12 protein-coding genes and 1 pseudogene are annotated in these 20751 nt (G+C 61.5%); 5 read left to right on the top strand and 8 right to left on the bottom strand.

Annotated elements, in window-relative coordinates; all coding sequences use genetic code 11:
- From Q427_RS03875 to Q427_RS03855, 5 genes are all read left to right on the top strand, one after another.
- The coding region (locus Q427_RS03875; RefSeq protein ID WP_043511181.1) for a recombination-associated protein RdgC at positions 1-456 on the top strand (456 nt) is incomplete at its 5' end.
- A gap of 26 nt (positions 457-482) precedes the next feature.
- Positions 483-1667, top strand: a complete 1185-nt coding sequence (locus Q427_RS03870; protein WP_043511186.1) for a 1-acyl-sn-glycerol-3-phosphate acyltransferase — start codon at positions 483-485, stop codon at positions 1665-1667.
- On the top strand, positions 1664-2830 hold the full coding sequence (locus Q427_RS03865) for a cation diffusion facilitator family transporter (RefSeq protein ID WP_043511179.1): 1167 nt from the start codon (positions 1664-1666) through the stop codon (positions 2828-2830). Before Q427_RS03870 ends, Q427_RS03865 begins: the two co-directional genes overlap by 4 nt.
- 130 nt (positions 2831-2960) lie before the next feature.
- Positions 2961-3692, top strand: coding sequence for a transglutaminase-like cysteine peptidase (locus tag Q427_RS03860; protein WP_043511177.1), 732 nt, complete (start codon positions 2961-2963; stop codon positions 3690-3692).
- 39 nt (positions 3693-3731) lie between these two features.
- Positions 3732-5648 carry an EAL domain-containing protein gene (locus tag Q427_RS03855; protein WP_043511176.1) on the top strand — a complete coding sequence of 639 codons (1917 nt, stop codon included), beginning with the start codon at positions 3732-3734 and terminating at the stop codon, positions 5646-5648.
- Positions 5649-5779: 131 nt separating this feature from the next.
- On the opposite strand, the gene Q427_RS03850 is transcribed toward Q427_RS03855, so the two are convergent.
- From Q427_RS03850 to Q427_RS28590, 8 genes and pseudogenes are all read right to left on the bottom strand, one after another.
- Positions 5780-6115 carry a hypothetical protein gene (locus Q427_RS03850; protein WP_051496108.1) on the bottom strand — a complete coding sequence of 112 codons (336 nt, stop codon included), beginning with the start codon at positions 6113-6115 and terminating at the stop codon, positions 5780-5782.
- 94 nt (positions 6116-6209) lie between these two features.
- The gene (locus Q427_RS03845) at positions 6210-10508 is read right to left on the bottom strand and encodes a DUF5801 repeats-in-toxin domain-containing protein (protein ID WP_155833448.1); all 4299 of its coding nucleotides are present in this window, start codon (positions 10506-10508) and stop codon (positions 6210-6212) included.
- The gene (locus tag Q427_RS03840) at positions 10505-11587 is read right to left on the bottom strand and encodes a retention module-containing protein (protein ID WP_043511171.1); all 1083 of its coding nucleotides are present in this window, start codon (positions 11585-11587) and stop codon (positions 10505-10507) included. Before Q427_RS03840 ends, Q427_RS03845 begins: the two co-directional genes overlap by 4 nt.
- A 229-nt stretch (positions 11588-11816) precedes the next feature.
- The gene (locus Q427_RS30985) at positions 11817-13406 is read right to left on the bottom strand and encodes a retention module-containing protein (protein ID WP_155833447.1); all 1590 of its coding nucleotides are present in this window, start codon (positions 13404-13406) and stop codon (positions 11817-11819) included.
- 116 nt (positions 13407-13522) lie between these two features.
- Entirely contained in the window at positions 13523-14146 is a 624-nt protein-coding gene (locus Q427_RS03825) for a response regulator transcription factor (protein ID WP_043511165.1), read from the bottom strand.
- Positions 14146-15576, bottom strand: coding sequence for an HlyD family type I secretion periplasmic adaptor subunit (locus Q427_RS03820; RefSeq protein WP_043511163.1), 1431 nt, complete (start codon positions 15574-15576; stop codon positions 14146-14148). The genes Q427_RS03825 and Q427_RS03820 overlap by 1 nt, the downstream gene beginning before the upstream one ends.
- Positions 15576-17682: pseudogene (locus Q427_RS03815) on the bottom strand (type I secretion system permease/ATPase). Before Q427_RS03815 ends, Q427_RS03820 begins: the two are co-directional and overlap by 1 nt.
- A 172-nt stretch (positions 17683-17854) precedes the next feature.
- On the bottom strand, positions 17855-20062 hold the full coding sequence (locus Q427_RS28590; RefSeq protein WP_231613385.1) for a TolC family outer membrane protein: 2208 nt from the start codon (positions 20060-20062) through the stop codon (positions 17855-17857).
- Between the last annotated feature and the right edge of the window lie 689 nt (positions 20063-20751).

Raw genomic sequence — 20751 nt, 5'->3', positions numbered from 1 at the left:
CTCAAGGTGACGCCGCTGGCCACCCAGACCCTGCCGATGCGGGCCATGACCCAGTGGCTCGCCGAAGAGGACTCGCGACCCGCCACCCTGCAGCTCGGCGACCAGGTCGAACTCAAGGCCAAGGGCGATGACGGCGTGCTGCGCGCCCGCCAGGTCGACCTGGACAGCGACGAGATCCAGCAGTTGCTGGCGGCAGGCCGCCAGGCCAGCCGACTGGCTCTGGAGATCGAAGGCCGGCTAAGCTTCGTGTTACATGATGACCTGGCCCTGAAGTCCCTGCGCTTCAGCGATGCCCTGATCGACGAGGCCAATGAAACCGAAGACGATGGCGATGCCGTCGTTAGACTCGAGGCAGACTTCATGCTGATGACCCAGACGCTCGCCGAAGAGATCGAACAGCTGATCGGCTGGCTGGATGGTGAAGCCTCTACTGCGTCGCTACAGGGCAACGCATGACCGACTCCGTCAAACAGAAGACGCCGATGACAGAACAGCAAAGCGTGACGCCTGTACCGGAACAGGACCCCTGGGCCGACATTCGACCCTACGAGGATAGCGAAGTCGCCGAGGTGCTGGCCCGGCTGGCCAATAACCGGGAGCTGCTCGATGCCTTGACGCGCTATCGGCTGCCTCGGCTCAACCGGCTGGCACCTGCTCTGGCCCGCGCCATTGCCTCCTACGCCATCCGTCGTCAGACCCGTGGGGTGGCCAGCGTCCACGACTTCCAGATGCGCGTGGCCTACTACATGGAGCGCATGATTCGCACCTCCACCGACGACCTCCGCGTCGAGGGCCTGGAGCACCTGGCGCAGGACACGGCCTACCTGTTCATCGGCAACCATCGCGATATTTCCCTCGATCCGGCCTTCGTCAACTACGGCCTTCATCGCGCCGGTCGCGATACGGTCCGCATCGCCATTGGTGACAACCTGTTGAAGAAGCCCTATGTCACCGACCTGATGCGGCTCAACAAGAGCTTCATCGTGCCCAGGGCCCTGCGCGGGAAGCGCGCCATGCTGGCCGCATTCCAGTCGCTCTCCGCCTATATCCGCCACTCCATCACCGAGGACAATCACTCGATCTGGATGGCTCAGCGGGAGGGCCGGGCCAAGGACGGCATCGACCGCACGGACCCGGCCATCATCAAGATGCTGACCATGGCCCGGCGCCAGGAGGACCGCAAGGCACCCATCGGTGAAGCGATCGCCGAACTGCGCATGGTACCGGTATCGATCAGCTACGAGTACGACCCTTGCGACCTGCAGAAGGCCCGGGAGCTGCACGCCATTTACAGCCAGGGCGGCTATGCCAAGAGCGAATTCGAGGATATCCAGTCCATCGTGGCCGGAATCACAGGCCACAAGGGCCGGGTTCAGCTTCGCTTCGGCGAACCCCTGGGAGCCAGCTTTGATACGCCGGAAGCTGTTGCCGACGAGATCGACCGCCAAGTGGTGGCCGGCTATCAGCTCTTTCCCAGCCACTACCTCGCCCTCGAGGCGCTCGGCGATGCTCCCGAGCTGCTGGACATGAGCGAAGTCAGCGACGTCGACCGGGCACGCTTCCAGGCGCGCCTGAAAGACGTACCCGCCGAGCTGCGGCCCTGGTGGCTGGCCCAGTACGCCAATCCGGTGCGCAACAAGGCAGGCGAGCTGAAGGATGACGGGTGAATAGCCCCCTTGCCGACCACGGCGCCCGGACCCGGGAGGCCCACAAGGCCACCCTGGTCGGCGCCATGGTCGACCTGGTCATCGGACTGATGAAGATCGTGGCAGGCTGGCTGGTGGGCTCCGCGGCACTGGTCGCGGATGGTATCCACTCGTTTTCCGATCTGTTGACCGACGGCTTCGTCCTGGCCGCCACCCATTTCGGCCGCCAGGCGCCGGACAGCAACCACCCCTACGGCCATGGCCGCATCGAGACCCTTGCCACCCTATGGCTCGGGAGCGTGCTGATCTTCGTGGCCGGCGGCATCGCCTGGGCCAGCCTCAACCGCCTGCTGGTCGGCGAGCCGATTCCCGCCCCCGGGATCTGGGCCATTGGCGTTGCCGTGATCGCCCTGCTCGCCAAGGAGTGGATCTTCCGCTACACGCTGCGCATCGCCAAGCGGGTCAATTCGCGCCTGCTGGAAGCCAATGCCTGGCACTCCCGCTCGGACGCTCTCTCCACCGTGGTGGTATTGATCGCCCTGGTCGCCGCGCAGTTCGGTGCCGGCTGGGTGGACGCCTTGGCCGCCATCGTGGTCGGCGTCATGGTCGGCCAGGTGGGGGGTCGCCTGCTGTGGGAATCCAGCCGGGAGCTGATCGACACCGCCCTCCCGGAAGATGAGCGCGACGCGATGCAATCGGTTGCCGCAGCGGTGCCCGGCGTTCACGGCGTCCACGATTTGCGCACCCGCTCGCTGGGCAGCCAGGCCATACTCGACCTGCATATCGTCGTCGCCCCGCGACTGACCGTCTCCGAGGCCCACGAGATCGGCAATGCGGTGAGCCGGCGGCTGCGAGACGCCTTTCCCAACCTGGCCGATGTCACCTTCCATATCGACCCCGAAGACGACGCAGGCGAGACAGAGCACAGCCTGCGCCCCGGCCTGCCCCTTCGCCGCGACGTGGAAGGGGTGCTCGATGAGGCCTGGTCGCGCTGTGCGGTATGGCAGAGCCGCGTCGCCCTCGACCTGCACTATCTCGACAACCAGGTCGATGTCTCGATCTATGTTCGCCGGCTTCCCGCCAACCAGAGCCTGGACGATGCGGCCAGCGAACTGCGTGACGCCTCCCGACAGCTGACCTGGATTGGGCGGCTGAGGGTATGGCAGGGGCCCGGCAAGGGGTAGGCAATGTCGACGACAACGGTCTATCCGCCATACCTTCGCATGACGATCATCATGCGGGTCGTTCTGTTCTCCTCACTCCTTTATACTCATCGAAACGCAGCATTACAGAACTAAACAATCCGGCTCCCAGATGCCCCATCGACACAACCGACACTTCTTCAGGCCCGGTCGCCGCCACTTCCTGGCAGGCCTTGGTTCCCTGTTGCTGGCTGCCGGACTAGGGCTCAAACCGGCTCCGCTGGAGGCCCGCATCAACCGCGGCAGGCTGCGCGAGAGCATGCAGCGACTGTATGGCCAGCAGGGGCTGCGAATCCTGGAGGACTGGTTTGCGCTGCTTGACCGATTGAACAGGGCCCCTCTCGACAACCAACTGCGGGAGGTCAACGACTTCTTCAATCGTCGGGTGCGCTGGGTGGACGACATCGACAACTGGGGCGCAGAGGACCACTGGGCCACGCCGTTGGAAACCATGGGCCAGGGCCAGGGCGACTGCGAGGACTACTCCATCGCCAAGTACGTCTCCCTGAAGGAGCTGGACGTGCCCGGCGACCGACTGCGGATGATCTATGTACGCGCCCGCATCGGTCGCAGCCAGATCGTTCAGGCACACATGGTCCTCGGCTACTACGAGCGCCCCACTGCCGTACCCCTGATCCTCGACAACCTGGTGCCGTCCATCACCCCGGCCACCCAGCGCACCGACCTGGACCCTGTCTTCAGTTTCAACAGTGAAGGCCTGTGGGCCGGCGGTTCCACCCAGTCTCGTGCGGACCCGGTAGCCAGGCTGTCACGCTGGCGCAGCGTGATCGGGCGGATGCAGGATCAAGGTTCATCGGATGATTCGGAAAAGCGGTCGACATAAAAAACAGGGGTGCCAACCCCAGGCGGAGGAATAACCGAGATGTCACTGATAAAGCAGCTCTGGCTGACCATCGTGGTACTGCTGCTGCTGGCGTTCGTCGGCAGCCTGCTCATCGGCGTGACGAGCAGCCGCCACTATATCGAGCAGGAAATTCGCATCAAGAATACCGACAACGCCAACGCGCTGGCACTTTCCATGAGCCAGATGGAAAAGGACCCCGTGAGCCTGGAACTGCTGCTGGCCGCCCAGTTCGACACCGGCCACTATCGACGCATCGAGCTTCGCGACCCCGAAGGCGAGATCATCGAGCAGCGCATTGCCAACGATCACATCGAAGATGTGCCGGGCTGGTTCGTCGATCTGGTCCGTTTCGACATCCCAGCCGGCCAGGCCGTGGTTCAGGATGGCTGGCAGCAGTACGGCACGCTGGAGCTGGAAAGTCAGCACAGCTTTGCCTACCGCTCGCTGTGGCGAAGCAGCCTTGAACTGGCCGGCTGGTTTGCCATTGCCGGTGTGATCAGTTTGCTGCTGGCGAGCTGGATCGTGCGCACCATTCGCCTCCCGCTGCGCGACGTGGTCTCGCAGGCCCGGGCGATCGGCGAGCGGCGCTTCGCCACGGCCAGAGAACCCAGAACCCTGGAGCTGCGCGAAGTGGTGCAGGCCATGAACCGGCTGTCAGGTGCCGTACGCCAGATGCTAGGGGAAGAGAGCGACAAGCTCGACCAGCTGCGCCGGCGGTTACAGAACGATGCCGTTACCGCCATACCCACCCGGGGCCCCTTCCTCGATCAGCTACAAGCGCACCTTCGTAGTGACAGCGACGATGCCAGCGGCACACTGGCCCTGGTGCGAGTGGCCCGACTGGCCGAGGTCAATCAGCAGCTCGGCCATGTGGCGACCGATGCGCTACTGGCAAAGGTGGCCCGTAGCCTGAAACAGCTGGCCCACCTCTCCGGAGACGGCAAGGTCGGGCGGCTGAACGGTAGCGATTTCGCGATGATCGTGCCTCGCCAGCATGACCTTGAAACCCTTGGCAGCGAGCTGAAGACATATCTTGAAAGCCTTTCCGCAGAGCATGGTGACGCCATTTCGCTGCCTTCGGCCCTGTGTGAATACACCCAGGGCGAGAGCCGGGCCGCGCTGCTGGCGAGCCTGGATGGCGCGCTGGCGGCTGCCGAAAGCCAGGAACAGAGCGGCCAGGTCATCTTGACCATACCTGCCAGCAGCGTGCTCTACACCAGTCATGAAGAGTGGCGCCAGGCGCTGAAACAAGCGCTGGGCCAGGGGGTCTTCCTGGCCCACTACCCGGTACTCGATCCCAAGGGGCACCTGATCCACCATGAGGTCCCCTCCCGGCTGCGCCTGAAGGAGGAGTGGCAGCCAGCCGGCGTCTTCCTGCCCTGGGTGTCGCGCCTCGCCATGTCGGCAGAGCTGGACCTGGCCGTGGTATCAGCGGCACTGGAAGACACCGAGTCAAGCAGCAAGCCCGTCGGCGTCAACCTCTCCGCGCACTCGTTGCGAGATGGTCGTTTTGTCAGTGAATTGATCTCCCGGGTTCGCTCCCGACCGGATTGCGCTACCCGGCTGTGGTTCGAACTGCCCGAATCGATCGCAATGCAACAGCCAAAGGCGCTGCAGATCCTATGCAAGGAGTTGCTGCCACTGGGCTGCAGACTCGGCCTGGAACACGTCAGCACCCAGTTCGGGAAGATCGAGGGCCTCCAGGACCTGGGCCTGACCTTCATGAAGTTCGATGCGTCACTGAGCCAGGATATCGAGAACCAGAGCCAGCAGCAGAGCCTGCTGCGCGGCATGTGCACCCTCGCCCATTCACTGGGCATCATGGCGATCGCCGAAGGGGTGGAATCACGCAGCGCTGCCACCGTGCTATTCGAACTGGGCATGGATGGCGTTACCGGCCCCGGCGTACGCCAAGACCAAGAGGAACTGGATTAGGCTGGCTGGAAAAAGTCGCCTGGTGATCGCCAGGCTATATACGAAAAAAAGCCGGCTCATGCGCCGGCTGTTTCATGTCTGGACTTGGCGCTTGCCTGAATGGGCTGACGCTTAATAATATAAGAGCCGCTTCAGATCACCCCATTATCGTCATCCGATTCCGACATCAGGCCCACGCTATTCAATCGCTTGCGCAGCGACTGACGCTCCATCAGCTTCTGCTGGGCGGGTTCCGGCAGATCAGTGAAGCTGATCACGCTCTTCTCCATCAGGACGTTGATCACATCCTCCAATACCCGGACAAAGGCCAGGTCCGACTTCGACAGCGCCATGCTCTCCAGGTCTTCATCGTCGGAAACAAAGGCCTGCAGCTCCGGCGAAGAGGGTGGCATGAATTCCTTGCACTCGTCGGTCGCCTCGCGGCTGACCTGAACGACCTGACCCGACTCGTCGCGCTTGATGAACATGATGATGCCCTCGCAGAACATTACCGAAGGATAACAAAATGCCCTGCCTGAGTCTTCAGGCAGGGCACGCAGGCCTTAGCTAATAGACGGTTTACTAGTCGATCTGAAGCTGACCATTAGCAAGCAGGTCCTGAATGAACTGCCCTCCTGTCTGCCCCTCCCCGAAAGCCACACCATTCAGCATGATTTCCTGGTCCACAGTTGATCCTGCCCCCCCACTACTAATCTTGAGCAGAACACCCGTTTCACTCTGTTCAGCCGTGATGTAGTCACCAATCGTGTCATCAGTGGCGCCTTGGAGGAGGTCGGAGAGGCTTAGCCTATCAGCTTCAGCATCTTCCCCGAAGATCCCCGTATCAAAGTCCACAACCGTATCCCTCGCAGCCACCTCGCCCTCTACGGCTTGATCACCAAAATTCCACTTGAAGGTATCTGCACCTTCTCCACCCACCAGAATATCGTCACCGGCACCGCCTACAATGATGTCATTTCCAGCCGTTCCTTCGAGTGTGTCATCGGCATCGGTCCCCCAAACTACGCTTTCGGTGTTGCTGTCCAGGCGAATCGCGAGTGTTGCCATCGCAGAGTCGCCGTTGGAATTCACCACCTGATAAGTGAACTGCTCGACACTGCCCAGGCTCTCGAGGGACGGATTCGCCGTGTAGGAATAGGATCCATCCGGGTTCAAGATCAGAGTGCCGTACTGGCCATCAATCGTCGTCCCTTCCATGACCTCCTCTAAGCTCCCGTCCTTTTCAACCTCAAGTCGGGTATCGTTGCTACCGAAGAATACGCCCTCTTCTGCGAACAAGTTACCCGCCACGGGGAAGGACTCGAGCACTTGAGAGAAGGTCACCAAGTGGATATCGCTAGCCTCAGCCTTGCCGCGCCCACTTATGAAACCACCCCCAGAGCCCGAGGCAGTAATTTCCAAACGATAAGAACCCTCACCCAATACCTGAAGCTCAACCAGGCCGGCGTAGTCTCTGCTGCCCTGCTCAATCACCTGACCAGAGTCATCGAATAGCTTCCAAGAGACGGAACTACTGCGAGTTGCATCAACACTGAAGCTGACCTGGCCGCTTTGGCCACTCGCTATATGGAACTCCTCATCGTTGGAGCTGGTATTAGTGCCACCCAGAGCACCTGCAGTCGCGGAGATTTCCGACATAAATACATCTGGTTCGCCTGTTTGGTCGATCAGGTCGATAAAAGCATCATTACTGCTATTTACCAGCTCGATTGGAGCGCTGACCGCAGTGAACTCAAAGTTAATTTGGCTGGTGACTCGGTCGCCATCTGCATCGGTCAGGGTGTATTGGAGCCCCTTTTCCTCCAACGACCCATCCGCCTTGAGCTTTTCACGCCCGGCTGTCGACAGGGTGTACTCATAGGAGACCTTGCCATCGACAACGGTAACGCTCAGCGTACCGTACTCACCCACGATCTCTGCTTTTCCATCGGCATCCAGCTCGACTTCCTGACCGTCGGCGCCGGTGAAGGTAATTGGGGAGGCAGTACTCGGATCATCCTCATCTGCGGGACCATCCGCACCCCAGATAACCTCAAATTCACCTTCCGAATCAACAAGGTCATCGCTCACATAGCTAACCGATGCAAAGAGTTCAAACGAGGTTGAATCGGTTTCCGTGGTCTCCACCACCTTGACCAGCTTCCCATTCGCCATGAACCCTGGAATATCGAACTTATAACCAGCGGCCTCAAGCTGCTCTAGTACCTCCTGATCAGTGATGGTCACACTCTCGATCGTCACGATATCGTCATTTCGAGGATCGGTAGGGGGATGCCAATTGTTTGGTGTTTCATCGTGATCGAGCACCACCTCGACTGGAATGCTGAAGACAACGCCGTTCAGCATCACCTCAATGGTCAGCTCAAGGGTAACACCATTGATCGCGGTACCAGACGCAATCGGCTGGTTTACATGGGTGAATTTACCCAAACTGACCGGCTCGCCTGAGACGGCACTGGCCTCGATGTCTACCGTAGAGGCATACTCAAACTTATAGCCCGAGCCGTTATTGAAGTTGGTACCACCCCAAACGATGCCTGTGCCATTGGATACCAAATGGTTTACAACACTTGAACTTCCACCTTGTGCGTTTTTCCAAGTTCCTGAAATATCCGTGACTTGAAAATCGTCAATAACGATCTCGTTATCCACATCACTGATGTGGTTCTTCTCTGGAATATCATCGACCACTACTACATCGATAGTGCCGTAGGCAATGTGCCCCAGACCATCGACCAGTTCGAGCTGGATGCCCTCTTTATCCAGCTCGTTGCGACCTTCGCCAGGTTCGTGGATTACGTTACCGCCAAGCTCGAAGCTGTAGCTCACCTCACCCGTTCCGGCGTCGTAGCCGGTCAGGGCCAAGGTATTGCCTTCGGGCGTCTCGATCATGATGGCGTTGCCGGCTGCCAGCGACTCCAGGTCGGCCAGCGAGAGCTTGACCTTGTTGCCCTGCTGCTCCCCATCGCCGGAAATCTTGTTCCCTGCGATCAGCAGCAAGTCGATGCCTTCTGGCGCGAAGAGGGTGAAGCTACCGCTATCCGCCGCTTCTCCTGCACCCTCGGCCGTACCGCCTTCGAGGTATTTCTCGTTGACCGTCACATCAGTGGCGGTCAGGCCCAGGATCGAGGGCAGCTCGGGCAGCGGCGGTACTTCACCAGGCTGGAAGCCGATATTGAACGATCCATCTGTGGCGTCTCCGTCTCCGTCGACTGCAACGACATCGACAGGTAGCGTGAAGCCAAGCTCGGCATCGAGGAACACACCTTTGAAGTTATTGACGTTGTACTGGCCACCGCCGGAACTTCCGTAGAAGCGGATTTCATCGAAGCCGCCCGAAGCGGAAGCGGTTGTGCCGCTACCGACACCTACAGAAACGCCATTGCTGAAGACCTCCCAGCTCAACGCTCCGGTGTTGCCCATTTCAAAGGACAGCTCCGTCAAGGACTGGTTGAACTGTGCGATCAGCGTCTGGCCAGCACCAATCAGGTTGTTGCCGACACCGATGCCGTTGGTCGACCAGTTGACCGGTCCGCCCACGCCTGTGAACTGAGCGGACAGATTCGGGTTGCTGATGAGAAGCTCGCCATCGATACCCCCGCCCTGGTTGCCGATGGTCTCTGTGGTGAAGCTGACCGCAACGGGATCGAGCGGCTGCAAGACGCTGACGACGTACTGGTTGTCACCGACACTCATGTCAATGGTGAGCACGGGGTTGCTGGAGTTATCACCTTCCTTGAAAGCGATAAGCTGCTGATTCTCGACATCGAATTCGAAAACCAGTTTCTTTCCACCCGAGGTCAGGTAGGTGATGGTCTCCACCCCACCCTCCTCATAACGCACCTGGACATAGCCCTGCTCATCGGAAAACAGGCTTGCACTCGAGATCTGAGCCCCATCCAGATCGGCACCTATGGCCAGATCAAGGTTGCCTACTACCGGGATGCCGGGGAGCAGGCCAAGTGATACGTCCTCAGGTGTGCCAAACTCCGGCACATCGTCAACAATGGTGAAGGTGGCCGCGTAACCCAGGTCGATCGCACCATTGACGGTATCGCCGTCACCGTCGGTGCCGGTGAACTCAAGGGTGATCACGCCACTGGCCAGGCTCAGGGTCTCGGTATCGGCCCCGGTAGGATCGTCGTGCCAGATTGCCTGCAGCTGGGTGAACACCAGCTCGTCACCGACCAGCTCCAGGGTGAAGTACACCTCATTGTCGGAGGCGGTGTAGCCTTCAATCTCACCGTTGCTACCGGTACGCAGCAGGATGGATTCACCTGCGTTGGTGCTGTCGGGATCCAGGGCGGACAGGCCCGAAGCCGCTCCGTCCTCGCTCAGCGTCAGGCTGAGCGTCAGGCTACCGACCTGCTTGCCATCGGCGCCGTAGTTAATCAGGCCCGCAGCGTTGATGGCGTCACGCATGTTGACGCTGTCACTGACCGTGCTGTTCTCTACCAGACCAGCTTCATTCACGCTGAACGTCAGGTCGAAGTCCGCCAGGGCGTCTTCGTCAAGGCTCGGCATGTCGTCGACGATCGTGATGCTGCCACTGAGATCCGCGCTCAGGGTGTCGCTGACCACGTCACCATCGCCGTCGGTGACGGTGACCGTGGCCTCAACGCCCACCAGACCGGTCGGCAGACTCAGGCTGTCAGGACCTTGTTCGTCATGATCAACCGCCGCGGATTGGGTCACGGTAACAGTGCCGTCGCTGGCAATCTCGATGCGCAGCACTTCAGTGCCATCCGCCGTGCTGCCGGTGATCACGCCGCTGGCGTCTTGAGTAAAGACAACCGGCTCACCGCCGCTTTCCAGACCATGGTCGATCTCGCCCAGGGTCAGAGCGTAGTCGCTGATCACGGTGCTGCCGGCGCCGTCGGCACCGTAGCTGGCATCCACCGCAGCGTGAAGGCCGCCGCCACGCTGGCGGTGGCCACGGAGGTGCCGTCGATGGTCTCGGCATCCTGGGTCTCGAAGCTGACATCACTGAGGTCGACGTCGCTCAGATCAAGGCTCGGCATGTCGTCGATAATCGTCAGGTTAAGTGTCCCCGTCGCCGTTCCACTACTACTTACCACGGTGTAGGTAAGTCCCGTCAGCGCCTCATCCAGACCCTCTTCATGCAGAAGATTGGTGTGCTGGGTGACGGTGAACTCGCCGGTGGTGGGATTGACTTCGACAGTGAATATCAGCGCTTCCCGCTCATCAGAGAAGGCAGAAAGGGTATTGGTGTCTTCATCCCAGCTGTAGCGAAGCGTTTCTCGCCCAACCTGACTTTCGACACCATCCATGCTGGCAAAGGTGACGCTGCCACCGCCACCGGAACCGAAGCTGAAGGGCAACACGCCCGACGTGGTAGAACCTTCTTCCGTGTTCAGCAGCTGGTCGGAAAGGAGAATCTCGACTTCGCCGGCAGTGGGAGCAATAACCACTTCTTCCACTTCGTCTTCCGCTTCCGCCAGTAGCAGGCCCGCCCCTTCGGTTTCCGGCGGCCCGTCGAACTCGCCCATGCCAAACTCGAAGGCCAGCGGATCGACATTTTCCGCGATACGCGCCAGCTGCACGAAGCTATGGCCACCATCGGCGCCGCCACCCGGGCCAGCACCGGCTGCGGTGGCGTCGAGCACGTCGAGCAGGTCTACGTCGTCATCGTCCAGGGCGGCGAGCAGGGCTTCCAGATCTTCATCCAGCGCGCTGAATTCGCCCGCGTCCACGGGCAGGTCGGCATCGAGCTCGGGGGTCATGGCGACTACCTGGCCGCCTTCGATGACAGTCGGGTCCAGGTTGTCGGCGAAATCGAGCTCGACCCGACCGTTATCGGACGTGATCAGCGATTCGCCCTCGGCCAGGGTGTCACCCACGCGAAGCTCACGCATGTTGCCATCGGCGTCGCGCGCCCAGGCCTGACCGGAGATGGATACGACAGTAGCAATGCTCATGAAGTGACTCCCTGCGAACTAGTCTTTATCAGTGCCAAACAGGAATGACCCGATAGCTTGGGACGACCCATTTGTGGCTTATGCGGTCACTGTAGGTTACGAACGCATACAAAAGTATTGGACCGATGGACAGTGAGGCGACGCAGGCGAAAACCCTGCAATGACCAGAAGGCCCGGCAGTTCAGCTCACAGTGCCGGGCCTTCTGGACTTGATTGAGCAAGCTCTTCGCTACTCGATTTCGATCTGGTTGTCTTCAATCAGCTGTTGCAGAACGCTCCCATGATAAGAGATGCCTTCCAGAAGTATCAGCTGGTCGGCAAGAAACAGCTCTCCTGCATCAAAGGCGCCACTGGCGCTGAGATGCAAATAGGTATCGCCATCCTCAGCGGCCGTCACCTGAAGGAAATGGTCCAACGTGTCGCTACCTCCATCCCACTGGCTGAGCAAATCTCGCAGGTCAAGCGAATCGCCGTCGCCCAACCGATAACTGGAGATGCTCTCGTCAGTAGAAAGCGACTCCTCCTCTCCACCCAACGTCCAGCCGAAGGTCTCGACACTGGTTTTATCGAGGGAATCAGCGTCTGGAGCAATAGCCAGGTCAAGTTCGACAGGCCTCACCGAGAAGGCGCTGCCTGTTCCGGATTGACCGGGGCCGGTCGTGCCGCCGAGAAAGGCGATGAAGGCAAACGGCTGGGCATGCTCGATGACGACGAGTCCATCCTGCATCACCAGGTCCCCTAGGCTTCCCTTGTCGAAGAACGCCCCGTCGCTGTCGTAGAGGTTATAGGTTGCACCATGGATAGGTCCGACGAGTTCGAAGGTGGCTGCCGTGGCGAGGCCACTCAGTTCGAACAACAGTGCCTCACCGGCCTCGATGGCATCCGGGTCGTTTTGGCCCTGATGGTCGACGGAGTAGAAGCCGGATTGCGAGAGTACTGCCGCGGCACTCTGCGAGCCGGTCTCCTTGAGCTCCCGGGCATTGCCCAGGGTCCCTTGCCCGTCACTCGCACCAACGGTATGGCCTGTGAAGGACAGAATCACAGGAACACCGGGGTCGTCCGGATCCACTGGATCTTCCGGATCCACTGGATCTTCCGGATCCACTGGATCTTCCGGGTCCACTGGGTCTTCCGGGTCCACTGGGTCTTCCGGGTCCACTGGGTCTTCCGGGTCCACTGGATCTTCCGGGTCCACTGGGTCTTCCGGGTCCACTGGGTCTTCCGGATCTTCCGGATCTTCCGGGTCCGCTGGATCTTCCGGATCTGTCGGGTCTGTCGGGTCTGTCGGATCATCGACATCACCGGGAGCGGGAGGCGCTTCAGGGGCATCTTCCGGCACGGTGGCAACAGTGCCTTCACTCGGGGGCGGCGCATCGACTGCTGCCCCTGGCTGACCGAAGTCGAAGTTCACTGGGTCAAGATTCTCGACAATCCGCGGCAGACGCACGAAACCATGCCCGCCCGCTTCACCGGCACCAGCAGCAAGCCCTGCAGCGGCAGGATCCAGGATATCGAAAAGATCGATGCTGGGGTCGTCGAGTGCAGCAAGCAAGCTCTCTAGTTCCGCATCATCAAGGAGTGCACTGTCAGGGTCCTGATCGCCGTCTGCCAGGCTTTGGCTGATCAGGAGTTCGGTACCGCCTCCTACGAGAACCGGCTCCCCCGCCTGGGGAAAGGTGAGAACCACTTGCCCCCCAGGCGACGTCAACAATACCTCCCCCGACTCGAGGGAATCACCCAAGCGTAACTCCCGCAGCTGACCCTCAGCGCTTCTCGCCCAGGCCTGCCCCTGCAGGGAGTGAATGGTTGCAATGCGCATGGCGAGGCCCTCCGAAGGCAATGACCAGTGACACGAAACGAGTTACATCATGTTACTGGTCATCATGACTCCAGTCAGTCTCATGTGCTACGGGGCTCAGCCAGAAACACTAAGTCTTATTGATCCACATCAAGCGCCTTTGCCTCTTGCTTGGCTAGCTGAAGAATCAGCTGCATGCGATCCCGGACTCCCAGCTTGCGAAATATCGCCCCCAGATGCGCCTTGACGGTCCGTTCCGTGATATCGAGCTCCCGTGCGACGACCTTGTTGCTCTTGCCTTCGGCCACGGCCAGAGCCACTACCCGCTCCCGCTCGGTCAACGCCGCCAGGGTATCGCCATGCATACGCGCTCGGCCTCCCAGCGCCTTGAAGGTGCCCCCTACCACGCTGCTCAGCAGTTCGGGCAAAACCCAGATACCCTGATTGGTGGTAACCAGCGCCACCTGACGCAACAGTGCCGCCGGGGAAAGTGCATGGGCATAGCCGCGAGCACCGGCATTCAGGGCGAGTGATGCTTGCGCTGGCTCTGGGGTGTAGCTCAGTACAATCAGGGTTGCCCCTCGATTGGCGAGATCCCGCACCAGCGCCTCCCAGCCGTCGAGGTTGCTCATGACCCATGCCAGGTCGCCCCGTCCCGCCTGCTCGAGGGCCTGAGTCGGCCCCACCCAGCTCGAGTCGGGAAATGCCAAGCGCCAGCGAGGTATCTCGTCGCGTCCGTGACAAACGAAGAAATGTGCCATCAACGCTCTCCCATGGAATCGCTCCATGCCCGCAGGACGGGCTTGAGCAGATACTGCATTACAGTGCGCTTGCCGGTCATGACATCAACCTGGGCGGTCATGCCGGGTATCACCGACAGCTCACCCGCGAGCTCCTCGCCCTCGACCGTCCGTACGCGAACCAGGTAGTAGGTGTTGCCTTCATCATCAGTAATGGTGTCGGCACTGATATGGTCCAGTTCGGCCTGCAGGCCGCCATAGATGGCGAAGTCATAAGCGGTCAACTTGATCGTTGCGGGCTGCCCGGGGCGCAGGAAGGCGATGTCCTGCGGGGCGATTCGTGCTTCGACCAGCAACTGGTCGTCGCTGGGCACGATGTCAACGATTTCCTGGCCGGCCTGTGCCACCCCACCGATGGTGTTGATCGCCAGGCGCTGTACCACGCCGGCCACGGGGGAGCGCACCTCCGCCAGGCGCACCCGATCCTCGAGACCGGCGCTGGATTCGTCCAATGCATTGAGGTCGCCCAGGGTCTGGGCCAGGTCGTTGCGCCAGTCGCTGCGCCGCTCGATACCCAGTTCTCGCAGTTGTGTCCTGGACTCCTCCACCGCCGCCTCGAGACGTGCCACCGCCGAAGCCGCCTGGTTGCGCTCACCGGTGGCTCGGGACACCTCCCGCTCCAGTCGCAGAATGTCCACTTCGGAAACGGCGCCGGACTGCAGCAGCGGCCGAGTCAGGTTCAGCTCCTGGCCGGCCATGTTCGCTTCCCGCTGCGCGGTATCCCGCCGTGCTTTCGCCTCGTTGAGTTCCTCCTCGCGCTGGCGGACACGGTCGCGAAGTATGCTCTCCTGCTCACGCAGCTCTTCGCGGCGGCTCTCGTAGACTTCGCGCTCCTGGGCCACGATATGCGGCGCCTCGGTACGCAGTTCCTCATCCGGATCAAAGGGTGTATCCGTGATCAGTGCGCGCAGACGCTCGGCACGGGCCTTCAGCGTCAGGGCCTGGGCCCGGTTTTCGCGGAAGGTGGCTACGAAGCGGGTGGGATCGATGCGCATCAGCACCTCGCCCGCCTCCACCATTTGCCCCTCGCGCACCAGGATCTCCTGCACCACACCGCCGTCGAAGGTCTGCACCTTCTGCAGCTGGCTGGAGGGGATGACCCGCCCGGTGCCACGTGTTACCTCGTCGATGGAGGCGAAGTACGACCAGGTGATCAGCGCCGCCACGGCGAGCGCAAAGGTATAGAGGAAAGCCCGAGCACGCATCGGATCCTGCTGCATGCGCGCCCAGTCGGCGTCGCTGGCCCAGTCGCGGTTGATATGGGCCGATGTGACCCGACGTGAGAAGAGTCGGTCGATGAATGGCCGAAACGGCTTGCCCCCCGCCTCGGAAAATCGTCCGATCGCCTCGAAGCCCTGCTGTTCGGCAGTGGGTCCCTTCTGCTTCGCCATCAGCCGGCCCTCCCGATCTGTCCCTTGCGCAAGGCCTCGACCACCTTGTCGCGAGGACCATCGGCGACCACCTTGCCGGCGTCGATGACGATGATGCGATCGACCAGCGATAGCAACGACGTTCGGTGCGTGACGACGACCATGGTCTTGCCCTTGGCATAGGTCTGCAGATTCGCCTTGAAGCTCTCCTCGCTGGCATGGTCCATGGCGCTGGACGGCTCATCCAGCAGCAGTATCTGGGGGTCGTGAACCAGTGCCCGGGCAATGGCAACGGCCTGGCGCTGACCACCGGAAAGCGATTGGCCGCGCTCGCCCACCTGAAGATCGACGCCGTGGGGATGTGAGTTGACCAGGCCCTGCAGGCCGGACAGTTCTATCGCCCGCAGCAACGCCTCGTCATCCACCCCATCGCTGCCCCCGCCCGCCACCACGTTGTCGCGAAGCGAACCAAAGAACAGGCTGACGTCCTGGGGCACATAGCCGATATGGCGCCTCAACTGGATGGGGTCGAACTGGCGAATGTCCACCCCATCGACCAGAACGGCCCCGCCGGTGGCTGGTAGAGGCCCAGCATCAACTTGTTCAGCGTTGACTTGCCACACCCTACCCGCCCCAGCAAGGCCACCTTCTCGCCGGCCTCGATCTTCAACGAGATATCGCGCAGCGCTTCGCGCTCTTCATCCGGATAGCGCAGCGTCACCTTGTCGAAGCGGATTTCACCGCGAATAACGGGCCGGCTGATGAACTGCTTGCCTTCGGGCCGCTCCACCGGCCGCTCCATCACCCCATTGAGCGACTGCAAGGCCGTGGATGACTGGTGATATTGCGCCAGCAATGCCGCCGCCTGGCTGACCGGCGCCATGGCCCGCGAGGAGAGCAGATAGGCGGCGATCAGCCCCCCTGGGTCAGCTGTCCGTCGATGATCAGGTAGACGCCGATGATGATCACGCAAACGGCGACGCTATGCTGCGCCCATTGCGCCACACTGGTGACCGAGGAGCTGACCAGGCGTAGCTGAGCGGCCGTTCGCGACAGGAAGGCACTCGCCTTCTCCCAGGAGCCCTGGATACGGCTTTCGGCACGCAGGGTCTTGACGGTCTCCAGGTTCGAGATCGACTCCACCAGGGTGGCGTTGCGCTGCGCACCGATCCGCCAGGTGGTCTCGGAAAGCTCATGCAGCTTGCCCTGGGCCGCCATGGCATAGAGCAGGACAAAAAGGATGCCGGCAATCACGGGCAGCACCAGCGGCGGCCCGATCAAAGCAATGATGCCGGCAAACAACAGCACGAACGGCAAGTCGACCAGGGAGACCACCGTCGCCGAGCCGATGAAGGCCCGCACCGATTCGAAGGACTGCAGGGTGGCCGCGAAGGAGCCAGTGGACGCCGGCCGTGCCTCCATGCGCAGGCCCAGCACCCTGGCCATGATGGAGGAAGAGAGCTTGACGTCGGCCCGACTGGCGGCAAGGTCGACGAAGGCGTTTCGCATCAGGCGCAGCACCAGGTCGAAGCAGAGCACGACGAAGATGCCAGCGGCCAGCACCCAGAGCGTCTCCGTCGCCTGGTTGGGCACCACGCGATCGTAGACGTTGAGCACGAACAACGGCATGGCCACAGCAAAGAGATTGATCAGGAGCGAGCCGATGATGACATCGCGGTAGAGCTTGCGGTTCTCACGAATGACGCCCCAGAACCAGTGGCGAGCCCGCTGCTGCTTCACTTCCGGACCGCGCTGATCGAAACGGAAACGCGGACGCACATAGATGGCCTGGCCGCTGTAGCTGCTCAGCAAGCCATCGAGGTTCACTTCGGTGACAGCGTCCCCCAGCTCGGGGAAGATCACCTGTGCCTGCCGCGCCTTGATATCCAGGGCGACGAGCACGCAGGCCCGTCCCGGCTCGAGCAGCAGGACAACGGGAAAGAGGGCGGGATTGAGCTGCACCAGGCGGCTCTTGACGATTCTTGCCGTCATGCCGGCCCGGCTGGCTGCACGGGGAAAGACACCTGGCGTCAGCCTGCCCTCCTCGAGCGGCAGGCCCGCCGTCAGGGACTCGGCCGTGACACCGTGATCATGGGCAAGGGCGATACTTTGCAGGCAGGCGAGCAGTTCGTCACGCACTGCTGACCGGGCCGACTCCGGCGCCGGTTCAATGTTTTCCTGTAGGGTCACAGCCACCTCTTGCGAAAGCGGGAACGGTGCAGGCCGCACAGGACGTGCGGCCTGCCATCAGGCAATGGCCCGGCCGAAACCGGGCTCACAGGGTGTGCATCGCCCGTCCCTAGCCACGCACCGCATAAGCACCGTGATACCCCATCCGGTCGAGCCGATGCTGGAGCTCATCCAGTTCGCGGGAGTCGATCGGACCCAGGCGGACCCGATGCAGGCCGGAGCCGCTGGCAAGGGTAGCGGGCCGCTCCAGCACGCGGCTCAGCTCATCGCGCAGGCCAGCAGCCGAGGCCTCCTGTGACAGCGCAGCCACCTGCAGGAACACAGCATTCTGCGGCACGACAGCCGCCACTTCGGTGCTCTCGACATCAGCCAGCTCCTGCGGAATGCTGGCGTAAATGCCCGTGGTCACCCCGATCATCYGCTCGGCMGTCTCCGGCTCCTGCGCCGCCGTGCTCGGCACACTGCCAAACACGGCCTCGGCCTGCCGGCCTTGCTGCTGGAGGCGGTTGGCACTCTCCTGGCGGGTCTCCAGGGTGACCTCGACACGACGGTTCTGCTGACGGCCCTGGGCCGTATCGTTGCTGGCAATGGGCTGGCGGGAGCCGTAGCCCCGCGTTTCGATCAGGTTGCGCGGAACGCCCTGGCTGACCAGGTAGTCGGCAACGCTGTCGGCACGCCGCTGGGACAATGGATCGTTGATGGCATCGCTGCCCGTGGAATCGGCATGCCCGGCAATGAAGATGCCGCCAAGGTCTTGCCGGTCGCGAATCTGGTTGACCAGCGCATCGAGCTCACTCCTGGCATTCGGGGTCAGATCGGCACTGTTGATGGCGAACAGGGCATCGGCCGACAGGGTGACATCCGGCCCCCGGACGGGCGCCGGGACATTCACGCCGCCGGTCAGGTCGGCCAGTGTGAAGCCGGCCGGGCCCTGTACCGGGCAGATCACGCTGGGGTCGAGCTCGACGCCGTCACTGCCCATTTCCGCCAGGCTGGGCATGTCGTCACGCGCCACGCCCAGAACCTGCATCAGCTGTCCCATGGCCGCCAGTGTGCGGGCATCGGCGAGCACCACGTCATATTCGGCGTTGACGTAGGCACGGCTGGCCTCGAAGTATTCGTTCTCGCTGTCCAGCACGTCGAGCAGCGTGCGCTCACCGATATCGAACTGTTGCTGGTAGGCGCCGCGAACCCGGTCGATGGACTGGCGGTGCTCGTTCAGGTACTGCATCTGTTCGCGCAGGCGCTGGGTGTCGTTATAGGCAATCTGGGTGGTCTGCCTGACATCGTTACACGCCTTGTCGCGCAGGTTGACCGACTGCTCGACACGATCGCTGGCGGCGCGGAAGGAGGCCAGGTCGCTGCCGCCACGGTAGAGGTTCATGCTCGCCACCAGCTCGATGCTGTGCTGGTCACGACGACCCGCAATACCGCTTTCGTTATTGGTGCCGGTGCGGCCGCGCAGGTCCAGCCGTGGCTGGAAGCCCGCCCGGGTGCCTGCCTGCTCGGCCCGTGACGCCTCGATATTCTCGATGGCGGCATGAAACTCGGGATTACCCTCGAAGGCCAGGTTGACCGCCTCGGCGACCGAAGGCGGCAGGCGGTCGTCGAGCTGCGGTGCCGGCGCGAGGTTCTCGGCAGGCAGGGAGCCGACGATGCGCTGGTACCGTGCCGTGACATCGTGCAGGTTCGAGGCCTCGGTCATCAGGTTGGACTCGGCCAGTGCCAGACGGCCGGAAATCTGCTGGAGGTCGACCCCGCGACCGGCGCCGGAGCGCACGCGATCCTCGATCTGATTGAAGACACGCTGATGGTCGGCGTAGTTGTCCTGGGCCAGGCGCACCAGGTCGCGGTAACGGCTGACATCCAGATAGGCACGGGCCGCTTCGAGGGCCACGTTCTCGCTGGCGCCCAGCAACTCGTAGTAGCGCACCAGCTTGGCACGATCGAGACGCTCGACCTCGCTACGCGTTGCAAAGCCATCGTAGATCATCTGGCTGAGGGTCAACTCGGCAAAGTCGGTATCGTAGCTGCCGCGCCCATCCCCTTCGGTATATTCGCGACCTATGCCGGCCGCCACATCGATACTGGGCAGGTAATTGCCGCGAAGCCACACCGACATCGTGGCCGGCGGCGTTAAGGCCATTCCAGGCCGCTTGCACTTCAGGTTGGTCGCCAGCGCCTGGCGAATCACCTGCTGCAGGTCGCAGACCCCGGGGCTGCCATACCCGGCGGAAGGCTTTGAGCCACGGCAGCCGTAATCGGAAGGAGAGTCAACGATGTGCCAGCACGACAGCCTTGGCCAGCAGACGGGCACGGGAGAGATCGGTGTTCGTTTTCATGGTGTTCCCTTTTCATGAGATCGGACGCCCGTCATGCGGGCATGGTCCGGCTTGAAATATTTTTTGAATTATTGTTATTTCGGGGCTCACCCGCCCAATGGGAGTATGGGGGGGGGTGGTGCATCCTTTCCCGATTCCCTTTCAAAACCTGTTCTATCACTGACATCATGATCACTGACATCATGCCTATCACTGACATCATACCTATTCCTGCGGGCCGGTGACCCGTCCATATACATGGGCTGCTACCACAGGCATTCACCGCATCATGGCATAAGCTCCATTCATTCTATGTACTGATTTCAGCACACCCGGGATGCCTTATGTGGATCACTTCAGTATCACCTGATATCAACCGCCAGAATGGCAGCGGATCAGTCTTTATTGTGACAGCCGCATGATTTGTAAGATAGCGTAACCGAGCTTGTCGTTTTGTCCAATAGATTCCGTGTAAACGCTGTCCCAACAGTTGCCGTTCTTGACCCAGAACAGGAACCCTGGCCTCTCCCGTCCACCATCAAACATGCTATCGTCACGCCATCACCGACACGGCTATCATCACAAGGAGACCGCCATGTCCGCATCTGAAATCCAGAAGACTCGTGTCATCAATGAGCTACGCGGTTTCATCAAGAAACTGCTCCAGGAGCCGCAGATCCTCGAA

It is taken from the genome of Halomonas sp. BC04 (genome assembly GCF_000568385.1).
Note: the sequence above shows the minus strand (reverse complement) of the source record. Positions and strands in the feature narration are given on the sequence as shown.